This is a genomic window from Micavibrio aeruginosavorus ARL-13 (genome assembly GCF_000226315.1).
In the GTDB taxonomy this organism is placed as follows: domain Bacteria; phylum Pseudomonadota; class Alphaproteobacteria; order Micavibrionales; family Micavibrionaceae; genus Micavibrio; species Micavibrio aeruginosavorus_B.
In genome coordinates, this window is the sequence record NC_016026.1 from 553,963 (window position 1) to 571,224 (window position 17,262).

A 17,262-nucleotide genomic window follows, 5' to 3' on the forward strand; every position below is an offset into this window, starting at 1 on the left:
TCAAAATGTCGTTTCAAAACCGTGGAATTTTAATGGCGGCCAGCGTGGTGGCTTTGCTGGGTGGGTGTACGATTTCACTGGATCGGGATTCCGAACTGGCCTCGGCCGACCGCCAAATGCAGGTGGTCAGCGATGGGGCCGAAATGCAGTTACCGGTCGCGGCGATGAACGAAGCGGCCATTCGTCAAATGGCCAGCAATTACACCAGCCATGGTGATGGCGCGATGGTTGTATCGGTGTTATACGACCCGTCGTCACGGTCTGGCACCGCGATGAAAGCGGGACAGGAGCTGGCCCGTATTGTCGAAACACTGAAACAGAACCATGTTACTGGTGTTCAGGCCGATATTATGCCGGTGCAGGCGTTGGGCGACCAAATGCAGGTTCTGGTCAGTTATAACCGCCTGAGCGCGCAGGTGTCGGACGCATGCGTGGGTCAGGAAATGGACCAGTCTTTTACAGACCTTGATAAAGCCCGGGCCTATCCTTTGGGCTGTACGGTCGATCAGATGGTGGCGCGCCAAACGGCGCAGCCGTCGGATTTACTGGGCCGGGGCCCGGTTTCGGGCTCGGATGGGCGTCGTGGCGCTGCCGTGACCGAACCTTACCGCGCCGGCGAGGAGAATGGCGCGCTGAGCGGTGAGAGTGCCTCTGGAAATTGATGCCATAATCATTGGTTTTAGCCAGTTTTTGTAAATCAATTGGTAATAAAACCGCGCGATGATGGGGTGGCGGGTCAAATCCGCGATTCCTTGTTGAATATCAAAAGTATAATCCGGTTCCAATCACATGACCGCTGCTGATGCCACCTTTACTTCTGTCCTGTTGCCGGGGGCCCGCGTGACGATGTTCGCGCGTGATCGCGAGTCATTGGAATCGTTCCGCTCTCTGGTGCAGGATTGGCGTTTTGCCCGTGTGCAGATGGAGGCGGTTGAAGGCGGCGTTGATGAGGCGATCGCAACATTCCAAAGCCGCGAAGCGCCTGATCTTCTGATCATTGAAACCGACACGATTGATGAAGGCTTCACACAAAAGCTGGAGGCGTTGTCGGCTTATTGCTCTGAAAATACGGCGGCGATTGTTATTGGCCCTGTGAATGATGTGAATTTGTATCGCCGTTTGATCGGTATGGGCATCAGCGAATATCTGGTGCGTCCGGTGAAACCGGATACGCTGGCCTTTGACATTGCGCGTTCTTTGATTGAGAGAATTGGGGCGACGGGCAGCCGCCTGGTCACCTTTATCGGTGCCAAGGGCGGGGTTGGTTCCACTGTTCTGGCCGAAGGCATGGCTTGGGGCATGGCCGAAATAATGCATCAGAAAACCATGCTGCTGGATGCGGCCGGTGGCTGGTCCTCGCTGAGTGTGGGTATGAATTTTGAGCCGGTGACAACATTATCCGAAGCTGTGCGGACGGCACAATCAGGCGATGCCGATGCCTTCCGTCGCATTCTGTTCCAGGCAGATGACCGTCTGCATGTGCTGAGCACGGGCGGTGACGTCATGTTGGACAACACGGTCGATCCTGCAACGTTCGAACGCCTTCTGGATCATTTGATGACCAGTTATCCGGTCGTGATCGTTGATTTGTCTGCGGCTCCGGTTGGTTTGCGTCAGGCGACGTTGTTGCGGGCGCATGAAATTATTGTCGTGACCACGCCGCAATTGCCGGCCTTGCGTGCAGCTCGCAGCTTGATGAACGAAATTCGCGACTTGCGCGGGGGCAAAGATGACACGGTTATTGACCTGATCGTCAATATGATCGGTTCCGCCCAGAAACATGAAATTCCGAAGGCGGATATTGAGGCGGCGCTGGATCGCAAGCCGTCTTTGATGCTGGATTACAAACCCAGTTTGTTTATGGCGTTTGAGAGCGAGGGCCGCAAGATCACCTCCAGCCCCGAAGGGCGCGATATCGCGCAGACTTTGTTGCAATTGGTGGCAAAACTTATTCGTGGTGCCGGATCGGATGTATCTGGCCCTGCCAACGATGCAGGCGGCAAGGGGCTGTCCGGTATATTAAACAAATTCAAAGCAAAATCCTGACGGGTAGGGTGGCGCAATGTTTGGGAAAAAGGGCATATCCGGACCATCCGCACCGCCGCCGCCATCGGCGCCGCGGCCCGAATCTGTCTCTGCTGCACCCGCACCGGAACCGGTAACGCCTTCTGCGCCATCTCCGGCAAAGGAAACATCATCCGCGATGCCGCCGATGGATGCAGATATGCTCGGGGCTTTAAATGCTCTGAATGCGGAAAAGGGTACAACGTCGGCCGGGCAGGTTCATATTCCCGTTGCTGAAGCTGAGAAAGCCAAGCCAGCCAAAGCGCTTGATGACGATTTATTGCCCAAAGCCGAAGAGCAGATGGTGAAAACTGAGGCCGGAGCCAGCATGGCGTCTGTGCGCCTGCAACGTGCGCGTAATCGCATCTGGCTGGATTTGCGCGATGGTATTGACCTGAAGGCCCTGGCGCGCATGGATGCCAAAGCCGCGCGCGAAGAAGTGGCCTCCGCCGTTCAGGAGATTGCCCGTTTTCGCAATCTGGATATTACGCCATCGGAACTGGATCTGATTTCCAAGGAATGCTCTGATGACATGCTCGGTTATGGCCCGCTTGAGGCCTTGCTGGAGCGCGACGATATCGCCGATATCATGATCAACGGCCCGGAGACGACCTATATCGAGGTCAGCGGTAAAATTCAGCGCACCGATATTAAATTCCGTGATAACCAGCATTTGACCACGATTTGCCAGCGTATCGTGGGGGCTATTGGCCGTCGTGTCGATGAATCATCGCCGATTTGCGATGCGCGTTTGCCGGATGGAAGCCGTGTCAACGTTATCATCCCACCGCTGGCTGTGGATGGCGCAACCATGACCATTCGTAAGTTTAAGAAGGACAAGCTGACGCTGGAAAAGCTGGTTGAATTCGGGGCCGCCACGCCCAGCTGTGCCAAGCTGATTATGGCAGTGGGTCGCTGTCGTGTGAATGTTCTGGTGTCCGGCGGTACGGGTTCGGGTAAAACGACGATGCTGAACTGTTTGACCCGTTATATCGAATCTGGCGAACGCATTATTACATGTGAAGATGCCTGCGAATTGCAATTGCAACAGCCGCACGTCGTGCGCCTTGAAACACGCCCGCCCAACCTTGAAGGTGCGGGCGAAGTCACGATGCGTGACTTGGTGAAAAACTGTCTGCGTATGCGCCCGGAACGCATTATCGTGGGTGAGGTTCGTGGACCGGAAGCCTTTGATTTGCTGCAGGCCATGAATACAGGCCACGATGGGTCCATGGGAACCGTGCACGCCAACAACCCGCGCGAAGCCTTGTCCCGTATGGAAAACATGATCGCAATGGGGGGCTTGAACCTGCCCAGCTCCGCAGTGCGCGAACAGATTGCCAGCGCGGTGAATGTTATTATCCAGGTCCAGCGTCTGCGCGATGGTTCACGTAAAGTTACACACATCTCCGAAATTACCGGGATGGAGGGTGATGTGGTGACGATGCAGGATTTGTTCCAGCTTGAATTCCTTGGCGAAGATGATGACGGAAAATTGATCACGCGCCAGAAGTCAACGGGATTGCGCCCAAAATTCTACGACAAAGCCCGCCAATATGGCGTTGAACAACTGGTTCTGGATGCGATGGCGGAGGCTTTTGGATAATGCAGCCGATGATTTTTGTCATCGTTGTTCTGGTTGTCACGCTGCTGTGTTTTGGCGGCGTTTTGCTGGTGATGTCGGCCCAGGAAAAAAAACGGCGCAGCCGCATTCAATCCGTTATTCGCGGCAATGTCGTCGTTGACAAAAAATCTGCTGCAACAGCGGAAAAAGATAAACGCGTTGCTGATATCTCGCGCAAATTGAAGGAAACAACCGAAGAGAATAAAGCGAAAAAAAATCGGCTTTCGTCACGTTTGATGCAAGCCGGATTATCGATCTCTCCCAAGCAGTTCTGGATATATTCGATTTTATTCGCGATTGTTGTTACGATCCTCACGAAGTTAAGCGGCCAATCGCCTCTTGTAACGATTTTGGTCGGGATTACAGCTTTGCTAGGGTTCCCGCGCTATTGGTTAAAACGCCGCATTAAAAAACGTCAGGCTAAATTTTTGCTCGAATTTGCGGATGCGCTGGAGGCGATGGTGCGATTGTTGAAGGCGGGTATGCCGGTAACCGAAGCTATCAATATGGCGTCCAAAGAGTTTGAGGGCCCTGTTGGTGAAGAAATGGCCATGATTTACGACGCTCAGCGTGTGGGTATTTCTTTGCCAGAAGCCTCGTTAGAGGCTGCGCGCCGGATGCCAATCACGGAAATGCAAATGTTTGCCACTGCCATGGCAATTCAAGCCCAGACGGGGGCTAGCCTGTCTGAAATTTTGACGAATCTAGCCAAGGTTATTCGTGCTCGTTTCCGCTTGAAGCGAAAGGTTGAAGCCTTGTCGTCCGAAGCAAAAGCATCGGCGATGATTATCGGATCACTGCCCTTTCTGGTCGGTACGGGTATGTATTTCATTAACAATGAATACATGATGGTCATGTTTACGACCTTTAATGGAAAGATGATGCTGGCTGGGTGTGCTGTATTCATGCTGATGGGGGTCATGGTGATGAAAGCCATGATCAATTTCAAGGTATAGCAAATCATGCAGGAATTTTTTGAAGGTGACGGATTAATTGTTTTTTTGGCGGCTATTGCGGCGGCCATATCGTTTGTCGCCTTTCTCTTGCCACTGATGCAGCGGTCTGAGAAAAAAGAGCGTTATCGAACCGTTATTGAGAAAAAACGTAAGGCGCTCTTTGAAACAACGCGCGAGCAGTCGAAAAAGGGTTATCGGCTGGATGAAAAAACCATGTCGGCCAAGGATTCAATGACAACCTTGTTCAAGGTTGAACAATTGATGGGCGATATGGGGGAAAAGGTCCGCGACATGATGTTACAAGCGGGCAATCGTGATCCGTCTGCGCCGATTAAGTTTATTGTTTCCCGTTTTGCCATCGCAATTTTTTTAGTCGTTTTTGCGATTATCATTATTACATCGTCTGATAAAGAAATTTCCAATGGCCTGTCGGCGCTGATCATTATTGCGGCGGCGGGGCTGGGGTACCAAATCCCCAAAATTCTGGTCAAAAACCAGATCATGAAACGGTCTCAGGAAATTAACCTGACCTTTGCCGATGCTCTGGACATGATGCTGATTTGCGTTCAGGGCGGCGTTGGCCTGGAGCAAACGATTAATCGCATCGCCGATGAGATTTCAGAACATTCCCCGACATTGGCCGAGGAACTGGGTATCCTGAGTGCTGAAATGGCCATGCTGAATGACCGTCGCGGCGCGTTGCAGGATTTTGCGCGTCGCGTGGGCAGTGGCGCCGCACGATCCTTTGCAACGGCGCTGATTCAGGCTGAGCAGTACGGAACGTCTGTATCACAGGCCATGCGTGTGATGGCCGATGAATTGCGAGATCAGCGTATGGCAGAGGCCGAGCGCAAGGCCGCCTCGTTACCGCCCAAGCTGACGGTCCCGATGATCCTGTTCTTTCTGCCCGTGTTGTTTGTGATCATTATTGCCCCCGCCGTGATGCGCGCGTTTTCAAAAATGTAATGATCGCTGTTTCATTAAAAAAGGCCGCAGCGCATGCTGCGGCCTTTTTGTATGCTCTGAATTCACTTATTGGTTCACGGCTGCGGTCGAAACCGGTTTTTGTGTGGGCACCGGGGCCTGTTTGACGGCCGGGTCATTCTCCATGATCGGCTTGACGCTCAGGCTGGCCTTTTGCACGGCAGGGGCCGGATGGGGTTTGCTGGGCGGAACGTAAGGCGCGTCATGGTCAATGGCGGCTTTCTTGTCGTTCTTTTTTTCATCGTCTTTCTTCGGTTTCTTTTCTTCGTCTTTCTCTTCTTGTTTCAGATAAGACGGAACCTGTCCGCCGCTGACTTGCAGGGCGTTTACGATGCGTAAATTGCGTTCGATTTCTGCACGGTTGGGCGCTGTGGCCGCGGCTTTGCGCAAGGTTTCGGCGGCTTCATCTAGGAACCCTTGCGCCGCCAGATTAAGGCCCAGATTGTTTAGCAGGGGTGAAGGGTTACCCTGCCAATATTCAAGGCCGCTACGGAAGGCTTCTTCGGCGGGTTTGTGTTTACCCTGGGCATCCAACGCGACGCCCAGAACATGATAGGCTTTACCCGATTCCGGGTTCTTGTCTACGGCGCGTCGCGCAGCCGCTTCGGCACCGGCATGGTTCCCCATGGATGTCTGGATAGAGGCATATTCAACCAGGACATCTGCCGTTGCGGTCTTGCTATCTTGCGCGAACGGTTCAATCACCAGATTGGCCCGGGTTAAGCGGTTTTCGTTTCGCAGGGCGCGGGCATAACGCGTTGCAACGCTCGCGTCTTTCGGATTGCGTTTGTACAGTTTTTCAACCAGGGCCAGAGAATCCTGCGCGCTGCCTGCGGCATCGGCATCGTTGGCGGCGCGTTCGATGGCCTGATCGATTTTGGCCTGACGGCCGACTTCTCCGCCTTGCGCGGATGACCCCGTGGTCTGACACGCGGCAAGCGCTGTCAAGGCCACCACGCTGGTCATCATCAGGGACAGGGTGCGAATGGAATGGCTGGTCTTGGTCATCGTTTTCTTCCGCATTGGCAATGTTGAAAAGCGTCAGGGTTATAGCAGGTTTTTAGCGGGCCGGAAGCCGCATTTACTCAAATATTACTGGGGTTCACCGTCTTCGCTTCCGTCCTCCGTCGTCTCTTCAGGCTCCTCTTCCATATCGGCTTCGGTGTCCTGCATCTCCTGCTCATCAACCTCATCGGCTGGCGGGGGCTGGATAGACGGCGGTGTGATCTGAGATTCTCCGTCAATGTCAGGCGTACTGACTACGGGCAAGCCCATGCTGGTCGATCCGGCATTCGCCGCATTTGTGGTCACTAAATCAACGGCATGGCAGGTGTCGGGGCAATAATAAACCGATGTCTCCGCGCATCCATCCACCCCATTACAGCTGCGCCGGATCCGGACATAGTTTTTGGCGGCGGTGGCTACGGCGACGTGACGCTGCATCATCACCTTGCCCTCCGGGTCCAGAATGCGCAGGAAGGTCGAACCCGGCTGGCGCGGCACCAGAAGCAGGCTGCGCGGCGTTTCCATGACGACGCTCAATTGGTTCGGGTTGCCGACGATAATGGTGCCTGCATCCTGATCCAGCCGCAAAATCTCGGTTTTATCCGGGGTCAGGGACAGTTGCGGGTGTGTTGGTGCCGTGCTGAGCAAGCGGCCCGCAATATCATCGCTGCCCGTGGCTGTGGTGCCCTCTCCATATTGAACAATGGTTTGCGGCATTAAATCTTTGGCCGGGGCGACGGTGTTTTGTGCGAAGGCTGCGGTCGTGCTGAAAACAAACCCGACAGATACAGCCAGAATGGCAAACGCAGCCCGGCGGCTTTGAACAGAAAAATGGGACATGGCAAACCAACGATAATGTGGTGTGAAGGGCGGACGGAAGGGTGCCCGTATGAAGCTTTGATTATACCGCTGGAATCGCAAGGAATCATCAGTTTTTTGTGGAAAACTGTATTTGAGCGTGATTTTACGTGTTATGGAATTTTGGGAGGATGGTGCGCAATACAGGGATTGAACCTGTGACCCCTACGATGTCAACGGGCTGTGCTGTTGGAAAATGCGCGTAAATCCGCCGCTTTTCGTACAAGCCCTTGCTAATATATGCGTGAACAAAGCGTGAAGGTGCGTGCCCGTTGGTTCAAATGCTCCAAACAAGCGCTATTTTTATGATCGCAATGATGTCAATCGGTTGCGTAGACTCCATTACCCACCATTAGCACTTATTACCCGTCATTAGCGGTTATTATCCAGTTGGCGTGTGTCCCAACAAGGATCGGCATTTATCAATAGCCTCGGCCTGCCGAAGAACCAGGATCGCGCGTTTCTGGTCCGTATAGGGGCGCTCGGGCAGGGCCGGGTGATGGCACTGCTCGGCAGGGTCATTGACCACCACGGTGCGCCCACAGCCCGTCAATAGCAGCATCGACAGCAGGGGCGGGATAATCAACACCAGCCGGAAGGTTTGTGATAATTTGGTCATAATCATTCTGGATTCTCCCGATCTGTTTTTGGGCTTTGGTCTGGGCCGCCTGTGCCGCAGTGGCGTATCTCGCCTCGCAGGATGCCCGACCGGCGGTGTACCTGGTAAATCCGTACCCATACACAGACGCGGCCACCAGTGCCGCCATAATCGCCAGCCCTATGGCTTTGTACTTAACGGGGATCAGACCCCAGATTTTGGCAATCATCTGTATTTGCTCCGATCCAGTTCAAAGTGCGGGCCATCCTTAAACGTGGTCCAGTCACCGCCCCACACGATGGCCACACCCAATTCCTTTGCTGCGGCTTTCACAGCCACGGCGATGGCGTCATACAGGGGCCAGTCCCAGCGGATGCCATTGACGTAAGCGGCTAGATCAACCGCATGGCCTGTCAGGTGTCGGCTGTTCATGGTCTTGCTGGCGCCGGCGGCCACCAGTTCCTTTTGGCGGGATACGGAGCGCAGGCCTTCGATCACCGCGAAATCAACCGGTGTAAGCTGGATGGCGCGATGGACAACGGCAACCAGATCGGGATGAACGCCTTTTAGGTTATCCAGGCTTCTTTTGCTCAGGGTGTATGTCATTTCGTCACCTCTGTCTTAATTAAGCAGCGGTTCAATGGCTGAGATGACGCTCGACACCCCAAACGGAACAATGAGAAGGGCAATAAACCAACGAACGCGCCAACTTTCCTTTCGGTTAAGAAATTCAATACACATGGCGACTCCTTGCATGTCTGGCATATTCAAGCTATAATTTCTCCATCATCAAAATGTGAAACCCCCGCAGGATTGCACTCCGTCGCGGGGGTTGTTTTTACTTGGTAACTTTGTCGGTCAGGTTCTCCGCTGCCCGCTTCAAAAGCTGGCCCAGAAATACCCGGTTGTTCATAATGCCGAGCAGAAAATCATGCGCCAAAAGGCTGGCCGTGCAGGCACCGGCCATGCTGGCAATGTCAGGCACGCCCAGCTCAAGGCAGAGCGCGCCCGCCAATGTTCCAACGGGGATCGATGTTGCGATCGAAGCCAGGTAAACCTTTACGGGCTGGCCGCCCGGTAAAAGCAAAAGCCGCACAATCCCGAAGATCAGTGCGGCTGCGGCAAAAACAAAGAGGTCGCCGATTTGGTCGGCCAAGCGTGCGAACATTGTGCGGTTCCTGTTTACAGCGAAAGCCCGAAGCCTAAGCCAAGAGCCAGTCCATAAAGAGGTTCCGCATAACCCCATCCAATACCAACAGTATTACTCCGATACTGGTAAATTGAAATACCCAAAAAATACACGATCGGGAAAGTGGCCCCGGCAATGAGCAACGGCGCTGGGTTTGCGCCGATCATGGTTGCCAGAACAATGGCCAGCGGTGCCGCCGTAAAGATGCCGCGCTGCACCGCCTTCTTCACCCAAAACATGCGATCGAGGTAAAACAGCTCGTGCCCACGGTATCCGCCAACGGACGCGCATTCCTCTTTAATCCGCGGGGATACACCCAAAGCCCATGCGACCGCACAGAGCAGGGACAGCATGATCCACCCATCACGGAAGACGTATTTTGCGCCGCCTGCAACCATGCCCACATATTCGGCGGTCAGGAAGGGCACGGCCATAAACAGCAGAATAGAGGAAAGCACTTTTCCATCTGTGATCTGGTAGGCCAAGTATTGCCGCCATCCCTGCGGGTCTGGCTTTCCGTCGTCCGCGAACGGGATACCGATAGCGCGGGCATACCGGTGGCGTAATGGGGCGTGCCAGCCGCCCTTAATGCTGTAGAGGATGGCGAAGAGCAGGGCGTGAATTGTGATTGTCATCATGCCATCCTTGGCTAAATTTTGATTTCTTCAATGACTAGCGTTGCTTTTGAAACTCCGCCGAACATTCTTCCAGTAGAAATTCCATTGATGTAATACGTACCGGCGGAAACACCGATCCTGACCTTCAAATCAATTGTAGAAGCCCCCGGTGTGATTATTACTGGCGGTATACGAGTTTGAGAGAACCCACCAGCGGAACCAGATGTGAATCCAAATGAAATCGCGTTTGCAACGCTATCTCGGAAAATACCCGCATAAGAAGCCGTGGCCGTACTATGTGATCCTTGGCATTGGAAATAAACGCGCAGGTTATTGCCACTGTTCACCATCGTGTATGTCGTACTGATAATTTCAATCCCCTCAGTGTTTTGAGGGATCGTGTCGTCAAGAGGGAAAGTGGCAGTAATCGCTGCGGATGTTGCATATTCTACAATTGCAGTCTTTACAATCTGCCCTGCTAAAGGCTGTAACGCTGTGTCTGCTTTTGCGCCTTGGGTGGCGGTCGCAAATACGTTTCTTGGTGGGTTAACCATTTCAACCCAATTGTTGGCTTCACTATACCGACCAACCATGAGATCGCCAGTGTTGTAAGCACCTGATGTGAGATCAGATCCGCGCCACTTAAGGGTTTTTGCGCCCAATTCGTTGGGGTTTACCGTTGCCGATCCTGTGATGTTTCCGGCTGAATACCAGGCCATCAACATTCCATCGCTAAATCCTATTGGTGCAGGATAGAGCGTTAGTGTTTGAGCATTTGCTGTTCCTCCAGCGGTGCTGAATCCTTCTTTGCTGACAAGATTTTCGTCTCGCCAAACCATCGCGTGAGAGATTGCCCCTATGAATACGTTCCGTGTCCCGGCCCCCCAGTTTACAAGGGCATCGCTGTTGGAAGATTCAAGAACGGCATCACGGCTTAATGTGTCAGGAGTTCCGGCAGTAACAGTACCAATACCGGATTCCCAATCCGTGCCATCTTCAATAAAATACGCAACCTTTGCGCCATTCCCAACGCCGGAAACAAATGATTGTGCACCGATGGTTGGGCCAGCAAGGTTGATCGTTCCGGTTCCAGTGGTTGTGCTGGTTTCAAGCACGCGGTCGGCATACTTAATCATTCGATTATCTCCTCGATACGGTAGGATTTTTCAAAAAGTTGGAAATTTGCATTAACGATGGGAGCAAGGCCTTTCATAAGGCCGTAAATTGTTCGCTTTTGGAGTGTGTCTTTTTTAGAGGGATCATTGATAAACAGAACGTCCCGCGTTGTTCCGCGCAGGCGGTCGATTTCAAACGCGATGTCGTACATCTCTTGCTCTGATGCAAAGGACAGCTTCAGCTCGCAAAACCTGTATTTGGGGCGTTCGTTTGCAATGTTTTTTCCGGAAACCATCCGGGCGATTGTGGATGGGTCGATAAATCCATCTGCAACGCCATAATCCATGTTGGTGACGGGTTGGAATGCTTTGGCCATGTATAGGCGACCAACATCGAGATAGCTGATTTCGGTATCAACCATATCAATGCGCCAGTATCGGTAATTCTGGGCCGTATCCAGATGCAGGATGAAGTGGTTTGTATCCAGTGCTCCGTATTGTTCATCATCAACACCGGAGGCCCATGTTTCGTCGTATCCGGATTGGTGGCTGCGCAGGGGAAGGTTTCCGCTGTCATAATCTGGGTCGGCCAGCAGGTCGGCCTCAACGTCGGCGGCCCGGACACGGGCATACCCACGGCTTGATCCGTTATGGCCCAGCAGGGCGATTAGGTTGACGGCCTTTTCCGTACCAAGATCAATCTGGATAAAAGCATTCTCCGGATCAATAAACCGGCACACTTCGCCAATTGGCATCCGTTTCAAATTTCCGACAGGAAGGCTGGCCGGATATGTGGACGCGCTTAATGTCGCCGCATCCGAAAGGACGGGCGTTGCCAACAGCATGTTTGCCATTATCCCCAAAGCTCCAATGTGGTTTGATTGGTTTCCGCGTCCTCTGAAATGCCGACAACGGATAGGTTTTTGTTAATGTTGAAGCGTGGATATTCCAATTTCACTGGGTCACCAACATAAAGGCGGAAAAGTGTGCCATATGAAGGAACCCGGTATATTTTACGTTCCACGCCATAAATGCGAACCAAGCGGGCAAGTAATGACTCGGCATCTGCTTTATCTGCAAGCGTTGTATAAAAAACCCGCTCAACGGCCTGCGCGTTTCGGGTTCTGACCGACCGGTCTTCGCTGACAACAGTGCGGTAATCTTGCCCCACAAATGTGCGGTATCCGTCTGTGGCTGAACCGGCGAGTTCATCTTCCTTCTGGACAACCCATGCCGGCGCATATGCAACCGATATTCGCCATGCTGGTGATATTGGTGCAGGGGCTTCAATCCCTGACGTATCAATATTGCTGGCGTTGATTGTGGCGATTTCGACGCCAGGATCGTCAACATAACCGGCCGTCAGCATTCCGGTCCGGCCAAAGTTCCAATAGGCCCCACATGGGTTAATCAGTGCATCCAGAAAATTGCGGATAGGGGCTTTTTCTGTGATGTACAGCCCCATGGCCCCGGGGATTTCATCGTCCAGACGGTTAAATGCGGCGCCATCAATTTCTGTGGCTGAAAACGACTGGATGCCGAGCTTTGTCATCACAAGACGACGCGCAATGTCGGCGGCGCTGGAAACATAACCCCCCGCACTGTCCCCGTGTGCATCTGCCGTAATTCGGCCCGCTGGCGTTGATCCGAGCTTGATGAATCCACTGGATAAACTGGTTGCGTATTTTCCGGCGTCGGGCGCTGCTTCGGCAATGTCCGTCACGTCCTCATCAAAGGCCAGCAACGCACCTTTGTCGTAAACCGCGTCAACACCCATCATGGGCCCGGCGTGGATCTGGTAAATCAGATTTACCGGGTCAACCAGAACAGGCTCAATGTTGAACGCTTCGCCATAGAGCAGGGGTTTCATCTTCCCCGATAGATCGTCACCGCCCTCAAGTCCACCTGTCCCGTCATAGGTCGCGGAAACAATGTCCTGATCGATCTTCAAGCCATTATCCCGGATGGTAAGAGTTATGACATCATCATCAAATTCGATGGCGTTGCATAGACCGTCAAAAACCGTGGTGAATTGGCTGTATTTGAACGATGGCCCGCCAGCTTTGACAACAATACGGCGGCCTTTCCAGCTCAAACCGGCCAGATAATCAAAATCACCGTTTCCGTTCTGGATCTGGATCGCGCCAAAGGATGGGCTGCTGATCCCGAACTCTTCACCCCGGAGAATGGAAAAATCGAACTGCAACGGATTGTTGACCACCGGGGCAAAGTATTGGTTCGCCGGGGTGTCCGTCGGTTCGGTAATAAATTTCATGTCTGAAAGGTAAACCGTTTCGATTCCACCCAATGTTTTGGCCTTTGTATATCCGAACGGAAGCCAACCGATCGGCGCAGGCAACCACGTATGCTCCACGATATTCGATTCATCGTATGGGTGCAGTTCGATCAGGTACCGCAGCTGGATATCCGGCTCTGACAAAAGCGCGCGGAAAGGGTCCGGCACAGAATTGTCGTATTCTGGCGGAATGTACCCATATGGCAGGAACCCAAATGGCGCGAACATTACGACCTCGCCACAATCATCTGGTTGGCCACTCGGCTCAATTGTCGGGACATTTCGCGCAGGTCTTTACGCATGGCCGCGATCTGCTCGTTATTTTCGGCCATTTTTACTTCCATCTGTGCCGATGAGCGGCCAACCATTTCCATGGATTCCTGATTGGTGTGAACGCGCTCACCGCCCCTGAACCGGACCAACTCGGGCCCGCGCTCACCAACCCACGCCAACCCTGCCGGTGCACTGGCCGTGCCGGTGGCATAGCCGGGGATATCCAGCTCTTTGGCGATCTGGCCAATCGAAGACCGGACAAAGCTTTCCAAAGCGGCAAAGCTGGTTGAGGACGCATAAACACCCTGACCAACGGTCAGAAGTTGCTGGGCGGCCTTCAAAAGATCCTGAGTGACGCTGTAATCACCGCCTTGTGCCGTGCTGAGAAGCTTTCCGAACTGATCTTGTGCCAGTTTCAGTTTGTCCATGGGAGATGCGGACGAAACGCTGCTCATGGACTGTTCATATAACCAACCGTCGAATGTGGCCTTCATCGCCTCCATAGACTGGAACCCGGCCTGCATGGCCTTGACGGCTCCGATTGCGACGTCCCGCTGTTTTTCCAAAGCCTCCGTCACCTTATCCAAAGGCAGGCCTAATTGAGCGGCACGGGTGTACATGGCATCAAACTGTTCATTGATTTGTTTGATGGCCTCAGCCGCCGATTCTGCGGGCGTGGCGGTGTCCTCAAGGATCGATCGGGCGAATGTGATATCCGACACCAATTGTTCCACATCGCTGCCCAAGCTCAAGGAGCGGCGCGCAACGGCCATCACGTCACTGTTTGCTCCGGTCAGGTATGAATCGCTGTTCAGAACCTGGCGGATAACGGCGTTTATGTCTCCGGCCGTGCTGGAAATTTTGCTGCGGGAACCGCCCCAGAATGTTCCCGTGTCCTTTTTGCCGATGTTCGTCTCGATCAGCGGGATAGCCTGCGCAAATGTTGCATTCAGGGCGCTGGCCACGGCGTTCAGGCTCTTTGTGACACCTTCCGCGAACTGGTTGGCCTTGGACATGTCAACGCCTTTGGTGCTGACAGCATTGATGCCGAGCAGTCCATCTTTCCCGACGTTGTACGATGTTCCGATGGTTTCCCGCTTCGGTCCGCCGCTGAACAGCCCACCAACAGCGGTACCAAGGAATCCACCAATCGCGGCACCAATCGGGCCACCGAATCCGCCGCCAATCAGAGAGCCAACGGTGCCCAATCCGGTATCGACCAGGCCATTGCCCGATCCGAGACCCAACAGGTTTGCACCAAGGCCACCAAGAGCGCCGAACGGAAGTCCGCCGAATGCTTTACCAAGCATCCCGGAGGCCTCAAAGCTCAAGCCAAGGGAACTGCCCAGACCTGCGCCGGTGTTGTACAAACCTGTGAAGCCCTGCGCCATGGTGATGCTACCGCCTGTGAGCAGGTTCTTACCCAACCCCAACAGGTTACCGATGCCACCAAGACCACCACCACCGGTGCCGCCAATATCGCCCAGAATACTGGCCTGTGCCCCGGATGAAATTCCCATGGCGCCACCGATGCCACCAACAACGGACAGGATAACCGGACGTGCCAGTGCCATGTATGCCAGATCAGCCAGGAACGTCTTGAAGGTCGATTTCCAGCCTTCGATCAGTTTTTTGAATCCGCCATCGCTTTCGGTGAAACCGGTTCGGAAGGCATCGCGGAAACCGTCATCGATCTGGTTTGCAAGGCTTTCAAACGCCTTTGCCACGGGGCCATTGCGCTCCGCCTGCACGCGAACCTTTTCCAGTTCATCGCCTGCCGCCTTGATGCCACGCTCGATCGCGGTGATTTCCTCTGCGGTTTTCGCGTATCCGCGCAAGGCTTCCAGTTCTTTGATCTTGGCGTTGTATTTTTCCTGCTCTGTCGCCGTGGATTTCACCAGCGCGGCAAGTTTCTTTGCTGTCTCCTCGGCGGATTTAGCGTCTCCAGATTGTCCCCCACCGCCACCGCCCGATCCTTTGCCTGAAAGGGTGCCAAGCCATGTCTGATACGCCTTTTGTGCCTGTGTGCTGCTGGCGGCAACGCCGCGCAGGTGGGCTTCAAGTTTACCGCCATACTGAAGCTGGTTTTTGCTTGCTTCTTTCATGACGCGATCAGCCGCCCGGTCTGCAACAGATTCAGAGAATCCGCCGAATAAGGGGGTGTTTGAGCGCGATCTTATGCTTGTTTTGCTGTTTTGAATGACGCCCTGATCATAGGCGCTCAATTCACCGGGTAATACTTTTTTTAAGGTCAGGATTAATATCGATAATCCATCAATAAGGTCATAAACATTGTTTTTAACGCGCAACAGAACCTCGTCGGCTACATCACCGAACGTCGCCATAGGGTCAATCAGCGCGGCAAGATCGTCACGGAAAATTATGGCTGCCGTAGAGGCTCCGGCAAGGATGGTTGCCAATAACATGATCGGGTTTGCCAGAAGTGCCGCAGCAAGGGCGGCGAGCGCCGGGATCACAACGGATGATATGGCTGCGGCCAGAGCAGGGAGGGCCGAACCTGCTAAAATCAGGACCGTGTTTCCGACCACATCGATATTTTCAGCAAGGAACGCGACCGCTTTGGCCAAAGACTGCGTCCCGCCAATCGTGGCATCTGTTTCTCCGATGTATTTTTGAAGCGCATTGCTCAACATCTGCGTGGCTCGTGCCAAAGAAAGTGGCATATCAGCGAACCGTGCGGCAATTTCTGCGGACTGCCCAGCGAGGGAATCGAACACATCCTTGGCCAGAACCTCGCCCGCCAGCACGGCCTGGCGAAGGCTTCCAACTGTCAGGTTCATACCCTTGGCAATCGCGGCTCCGACCTCTGGGATGTTTTCCATGATCGAGTTGAATTCTTCGGCACGCAGGATGCCACCGGCCATTGCCTGCGAAAACTGCATGGTACCAGCCGCAAGCGCCATCGTGCTGGCACCGCCGAGTAATCCGAGCTGATTAATTGTTTCGGAAAGCGCCAAAACTTCGGAATTTGTTTTTTCTAATTCTTTTGCCCCGATATTGATCCTTTGGAACAGTTGGATATTTCCCTCAAGCGCCGATCCTGTGCGTTGGGAAATATCGAACAATTCACGGCTGACGCGGGTATAGTCACCGGTTGCCCGGGTTACACCCTGAATACGGGCCATCAGAACCTGGTACGAATCTGCCGATTTCAGGATTTGCTGGATGCCAAAAGCACCCAGCAGCCCCATCATGGTATTACGCAGAGCACCAGCAGCCCGATCAAGGCTCTGCATCTGGCGTTCTGCGCGTTGCGTTGCTGACGTTACCTTGTCACCGCTGTTGGCGATATCATCCAACGTGCGCTTGACTGTACGGCCACCATTGGTTTCACCACGAACGGCAACAACAATTTCAGCATCTGTGGTCATGCGTTGCCTTTCTTTTCATCATGTTCGCGGTCCGCCTGTTCCATTTTACGGATCAGGTGGTTGAGTTCGTGGAGGTCGTCGAGGTCGAGGGAGTGGATCTGTGCGAATGTCACAATGGACGACCATGGAATAGGGCCTATGGCCATGCCCATGGGGCGATCATTCTGCAGATCGATGTACGCGTTGAAATAAAAGTCCAGACCGGGGAGAAGGGCGGGGCGCTCCAATAAGGCCTTGGGCATCTGCCCCATGGCCACTACGGCTTCAAGATCATTGATCTTGTCGCCCCAC

The 17,262-nt window shown here is 53.7% G+C and carries 16 protein-coding genes; 5 read left to right on the forward strand and 11 right to left on the reverse strand.

The window, feature by feature from the left end; translation table 11 throughout:
• Nucleotides 1-5 precede the first annotated feature (5 nt).
• The 5 genes from MICA_RS02470 (at nt 6) to MICA_RS02490 (ending at nt 5,610) form a co-directional block, all read left to right on the forward strand.
• Complete coding sequence (locus tag MICA_RS02470; RefSeq protein WP_014102094.1) at nt 6-662, forward strand: CpaD family pilus assembly lipoprotein; 657 nt, start codon at nt 6-8, stop codon at nt 660-662.
• A 127-nt stretch (nt 663-789) separates the two neighbouring features.
• On the forward strand, nt 790-2,046 hold the full coding sequence (locus MICA_RS02475) for an AAA family ATPase (protein ID WP_014102095.1): 1,257 nt from the start codon (nt 790-792) through the stop codon (nt 2,044-2,046).
• A 16-nt stretch (nt 2,047-2,062) separates the two neighbouring features.
• Nucleotides 2,063-3,670: a CpaF family protein gene (locus tag MICA_RS02480; RefSeq protein ID WP_014102096.1), complete on the forward strand. Its 1,608-nt coding sequence runs from the start codon at nt 2,063-2,065 to the stop codon at nt 3,668-3,670.
• Nucleotides 3,670-4,644, forward strand: a complete 975-nt coding sequence (locus MICA_RS02485) for a type II secretion system F family protein (protein WP_014102097.1) — start codon at nt 3,670-3,672, stop codon at nt 4,642-4,644. The genes MICA_RS02480 and MICA_RS02485 overlap by 1 nt, the downstream gene beginning before the upstream one ends.
• Nucleotides 4,645-4,650: 6 nt before the next feature.
• Nucleotides 4,651-5,610 carry a type II secretion system F family protein gene (locus MICA_RS02490; RefSeq protein WP_014102098.1) on the forward strand — a complete coding sequence of 320 codons (960 nt, stop codon included), beginning with the start codon at nt 4,651-4,653 and terminating at the stop codon, nt 5,608-5,610.
• Between the two features lie 66 nt (nt 5,611-5,676).
• On the opposite strand, the gene MICA_RS02495 is transcribed toward MICA_RS02490, so the two are convergent.
• The 11 genes from MICA_RS02495 to MICA_RS02545 all read right to left on the reverse strand — a co-directional run bounded on the left by MICA_RS02495 (nt 5,677) and on the right by MICA_RS02545 (nt 17,213).
• A complete protein-coding gene (locus tag MICA_RS02495; RefSeq protein WP_148260403.1) occupies nt 5,677-6,636 on the reverse strand; it encodes a tetratricopeptide repeat protein in 960 nt (319 codons plus the stop codon).
• A gap of 84 nt (nt 6,637-6,720) precedes the next feature.
• Nucleotides 6,721-7,473 carry a pilus assembly protein N-terminal domain-containing protein gene (locus tag MICA_RS02500; RefSeq protein WP_014102100.1) on the reverse strand — a complete coding sequence of 251 codons (753 nt, stop codon included), beginning with the start codon at nt 7,471-7,473 and terminating at the stop codon, nt 6,721-6,723.
• A gap of 400 nt (nt 7,474-7,873) precedes the next feature.
• Nucleotides 7,874-8,110, reverse strand: coding sequence for a hypothetical protein (locus MICA_RS12100; protein WP_148260404.1), 237 nt, complete (start codon nt 8,108-8,110; stop codon nt 7,874-7,876).
• 204 nt (nt 8,111-8,314) lie between these two features.
• Nucleotides 8,315-8,695 carry a M15 family metallopeptidase gene (locus MICA_RS02510; protein WP_014102102.1) on the reverse strand — a complete coding sequence of 127 codons (381 nt, stop codon included), beginning with the start codon at nt 8,693-8,695 and terminating at the stop codon, nt 8,315-8,317.
• 232 nt (nt 8,696-8,927) lie between these two features.
• Complete coding sequence (locus MICA_RS02515) at nt 8,928-9,257, reverse strand: hypothetical protein (protein ID WP_014102103.1); 330 nt, start codon at nt 9,255-9,257, stop codon at nt 8,928-8,930.
• Nucleotides 9,258-9,271: 14 nt separating this feature from the next.
• Nucleotides 9,272-9,916 carry a hypothetical protein gene (locus MICA_RS02520; protein ID WP_148260405.1) on the reverse strand — a complete coding sequence of 215 codons (645 nt, stop codon included), beginning with the start codon at nt 9,914-9,916 and terminating at the stop codon, nt 9,272-9,274.
• A gap of 11 nt (nt 9,917-9,927) precedes the next feature.
• On the reverse strand, nt 9,928-11,031 hold the full coding sequence (locus tag MICA_RS11815) for a hypothetical protein (protein WP_014102105.1): 1,104 nt from the start codon (nt 11,029-11,031) through the stop codon (nt 9,928-9,930).
• On the reverse strand, nt 11,028-11,864 hold the full coding sequence (locus tag MICA_RS02530) for a hypothetical protein (RefSeq protein ID WP_041793749.1): 837 nt from the start codon (nt 11,862-11,864) through the stop codon (nt 11,028-11,030). The genes MICA_RS11815 and MICA_RS02530 overlap by 4 nt, the downstream gene beginning before the upstream one ends.
• Nucleotides 11,864-13,534 carry a hypothetical protein gene (locus tag MICA_RS02535; protein WP_014102107.1) on the reverse strand — a complete coding sequence of 557 codons (1,671 nt, stop codon included), beginning with the start codon at nt 13,532-13,534 and terminating at the stop codon, nt 11,864-11,866. Before MICA_RS02535 ends, MICA_RS02530 begins: the two co-directional genes overlap by 1 nt.
• On the reverse strand, nt 13,534-16,971 hold the full coding sequence (locus MICA_RS02540; protein WP_014102108.1) for a tape measure protein: 3,438 nt from the start codon (nt 16,969-16,971) through the stop codon (nt 13,534-13,536). Before MICA_RS02540 ends, MICA_RS02535 begins: the two co-directional genes overlap by 1 nt.
• A complete protein-coding gene (locus MICA_RS02545) occupies nt 16,968-17,213 on the reverse strand; it encodes a phage tail assembly chaperone (protein WP_148260406.1) in 246 nt (81 codons plus the stop codon). Before MICA_RS02545 ends, MICA_RS02540 begins: the two co-directional genes overlap by 4 nt.
• Nucleotides 17,214-17,262 lie beyond the last annotated feature (49 nt).

Coding starts and splice junctions, on each gene's coding strand:
- MICA_RS02470 (WP_014102094.1), top strand. CDS start 6: ATGTCGTTTCAAAACCGTGGAATTTTAATGGCGGCCAGCGTGGTGGCT.
- MICA_RS02475 (WP_014102095.1), top strand. CDS start 790: ATGACCGCTGCTGATGCCACCTTTACTTCTGTCCTGTTGCCGGGGGCC.
- MICA_RS02480 (WP_014102096.1), top strand. CDS start 2,063: ATGTTTGGGAAAAAGGGCATATCCGGACCATCCGCACCGCCGCCGCCA.
- MICA_RS02485 (WP_014102097.1), top strand. CDS start 3,670: ATGCAGCCGATGATTTTTGTCATCGTTGTTCTGGTTGTCACGCTGCTG.
- MICA_RS02490 (WP_014102098.1), top strand. CDS start 4,651: ATGCAGGAATTTTTTGAAGGTGACGGATTAATTGTTTTTTTGGCGGCT.
- MICA_RS02495 (WP_148260403.1), bottom strand. CDS start 6,636: ATGACCAAGACCAGCCATTCCATTCGCACCCTGTCCCTGATGATGACC.
- MICA_RS02500 (WP_014102100.1), bottom strand. CDS start 7,473: ATGTCCCATTTTTCTGTTCAAAGCCGCCGGGCTGCGTTTGCCATTCTG.
- MICA_RS12100 (WP_148260404.1), bottom strand. CDS start 8,110: ATGACCAAATTATCACAAACCTTCCGGCTGGTGTTGATTATCCCGCCC.
- MICA_RS02510 (WP_014102102.1), bottom strand. CDS start 8,695: ATGACATACACCCTGAGCAAAAGAAGCCTGGATAACCTAAAAGGCGTT.
- MICA_RS02515 (WP_014102103.1), bottom strand. CDS start 9,257: ATGTTCGCACGCTTGGCCGACCAAATCGGCGACCTCTTTGTTTTTGCC.
- MICA_RS02520 (WP_148260405.1), bottom strand. CDS start 9,916: ATGATGACAATCACAATTCACGCCCTGCTCTTCGCCATCCTCTACAGC.
- MICA_RS11815 (WP_014102105.1), bottom strand. CDS start 11,031: ATGATTAAGTATGCCGACCGCGTGCTTGAAACCAGCACAACCACTGGA.
- MICA_RS02530 (WP_041793749.1), bottom strand. CDS start 11,864: ATGGCAAACATGCTGTTGGCAACGCCCGTCCTTTCGGATGCGGCGACA.
- MICA_RS02535 (WP_014102107.1), bottom strand. CDS start 13,534: ATGTTCGCGCCATTTGGGTTCCTGCCATATGGGTACATTCCGCCAGAA.
- MICA_RS02540 (WP_014102108.1), bottom strand. CDS start 16,971: ATGACCACAGATGCTGAAATTGTTGTTGCCGTTCGTGGTGAAACCAAT.
- MICA_RS02545 (WP_148260406.1), bottom strand. CDS start 17,213: ATGCCCAAGGCCTTATTGGAGCGCCCCGCCCTTCTCCCCGGTCTGGAC.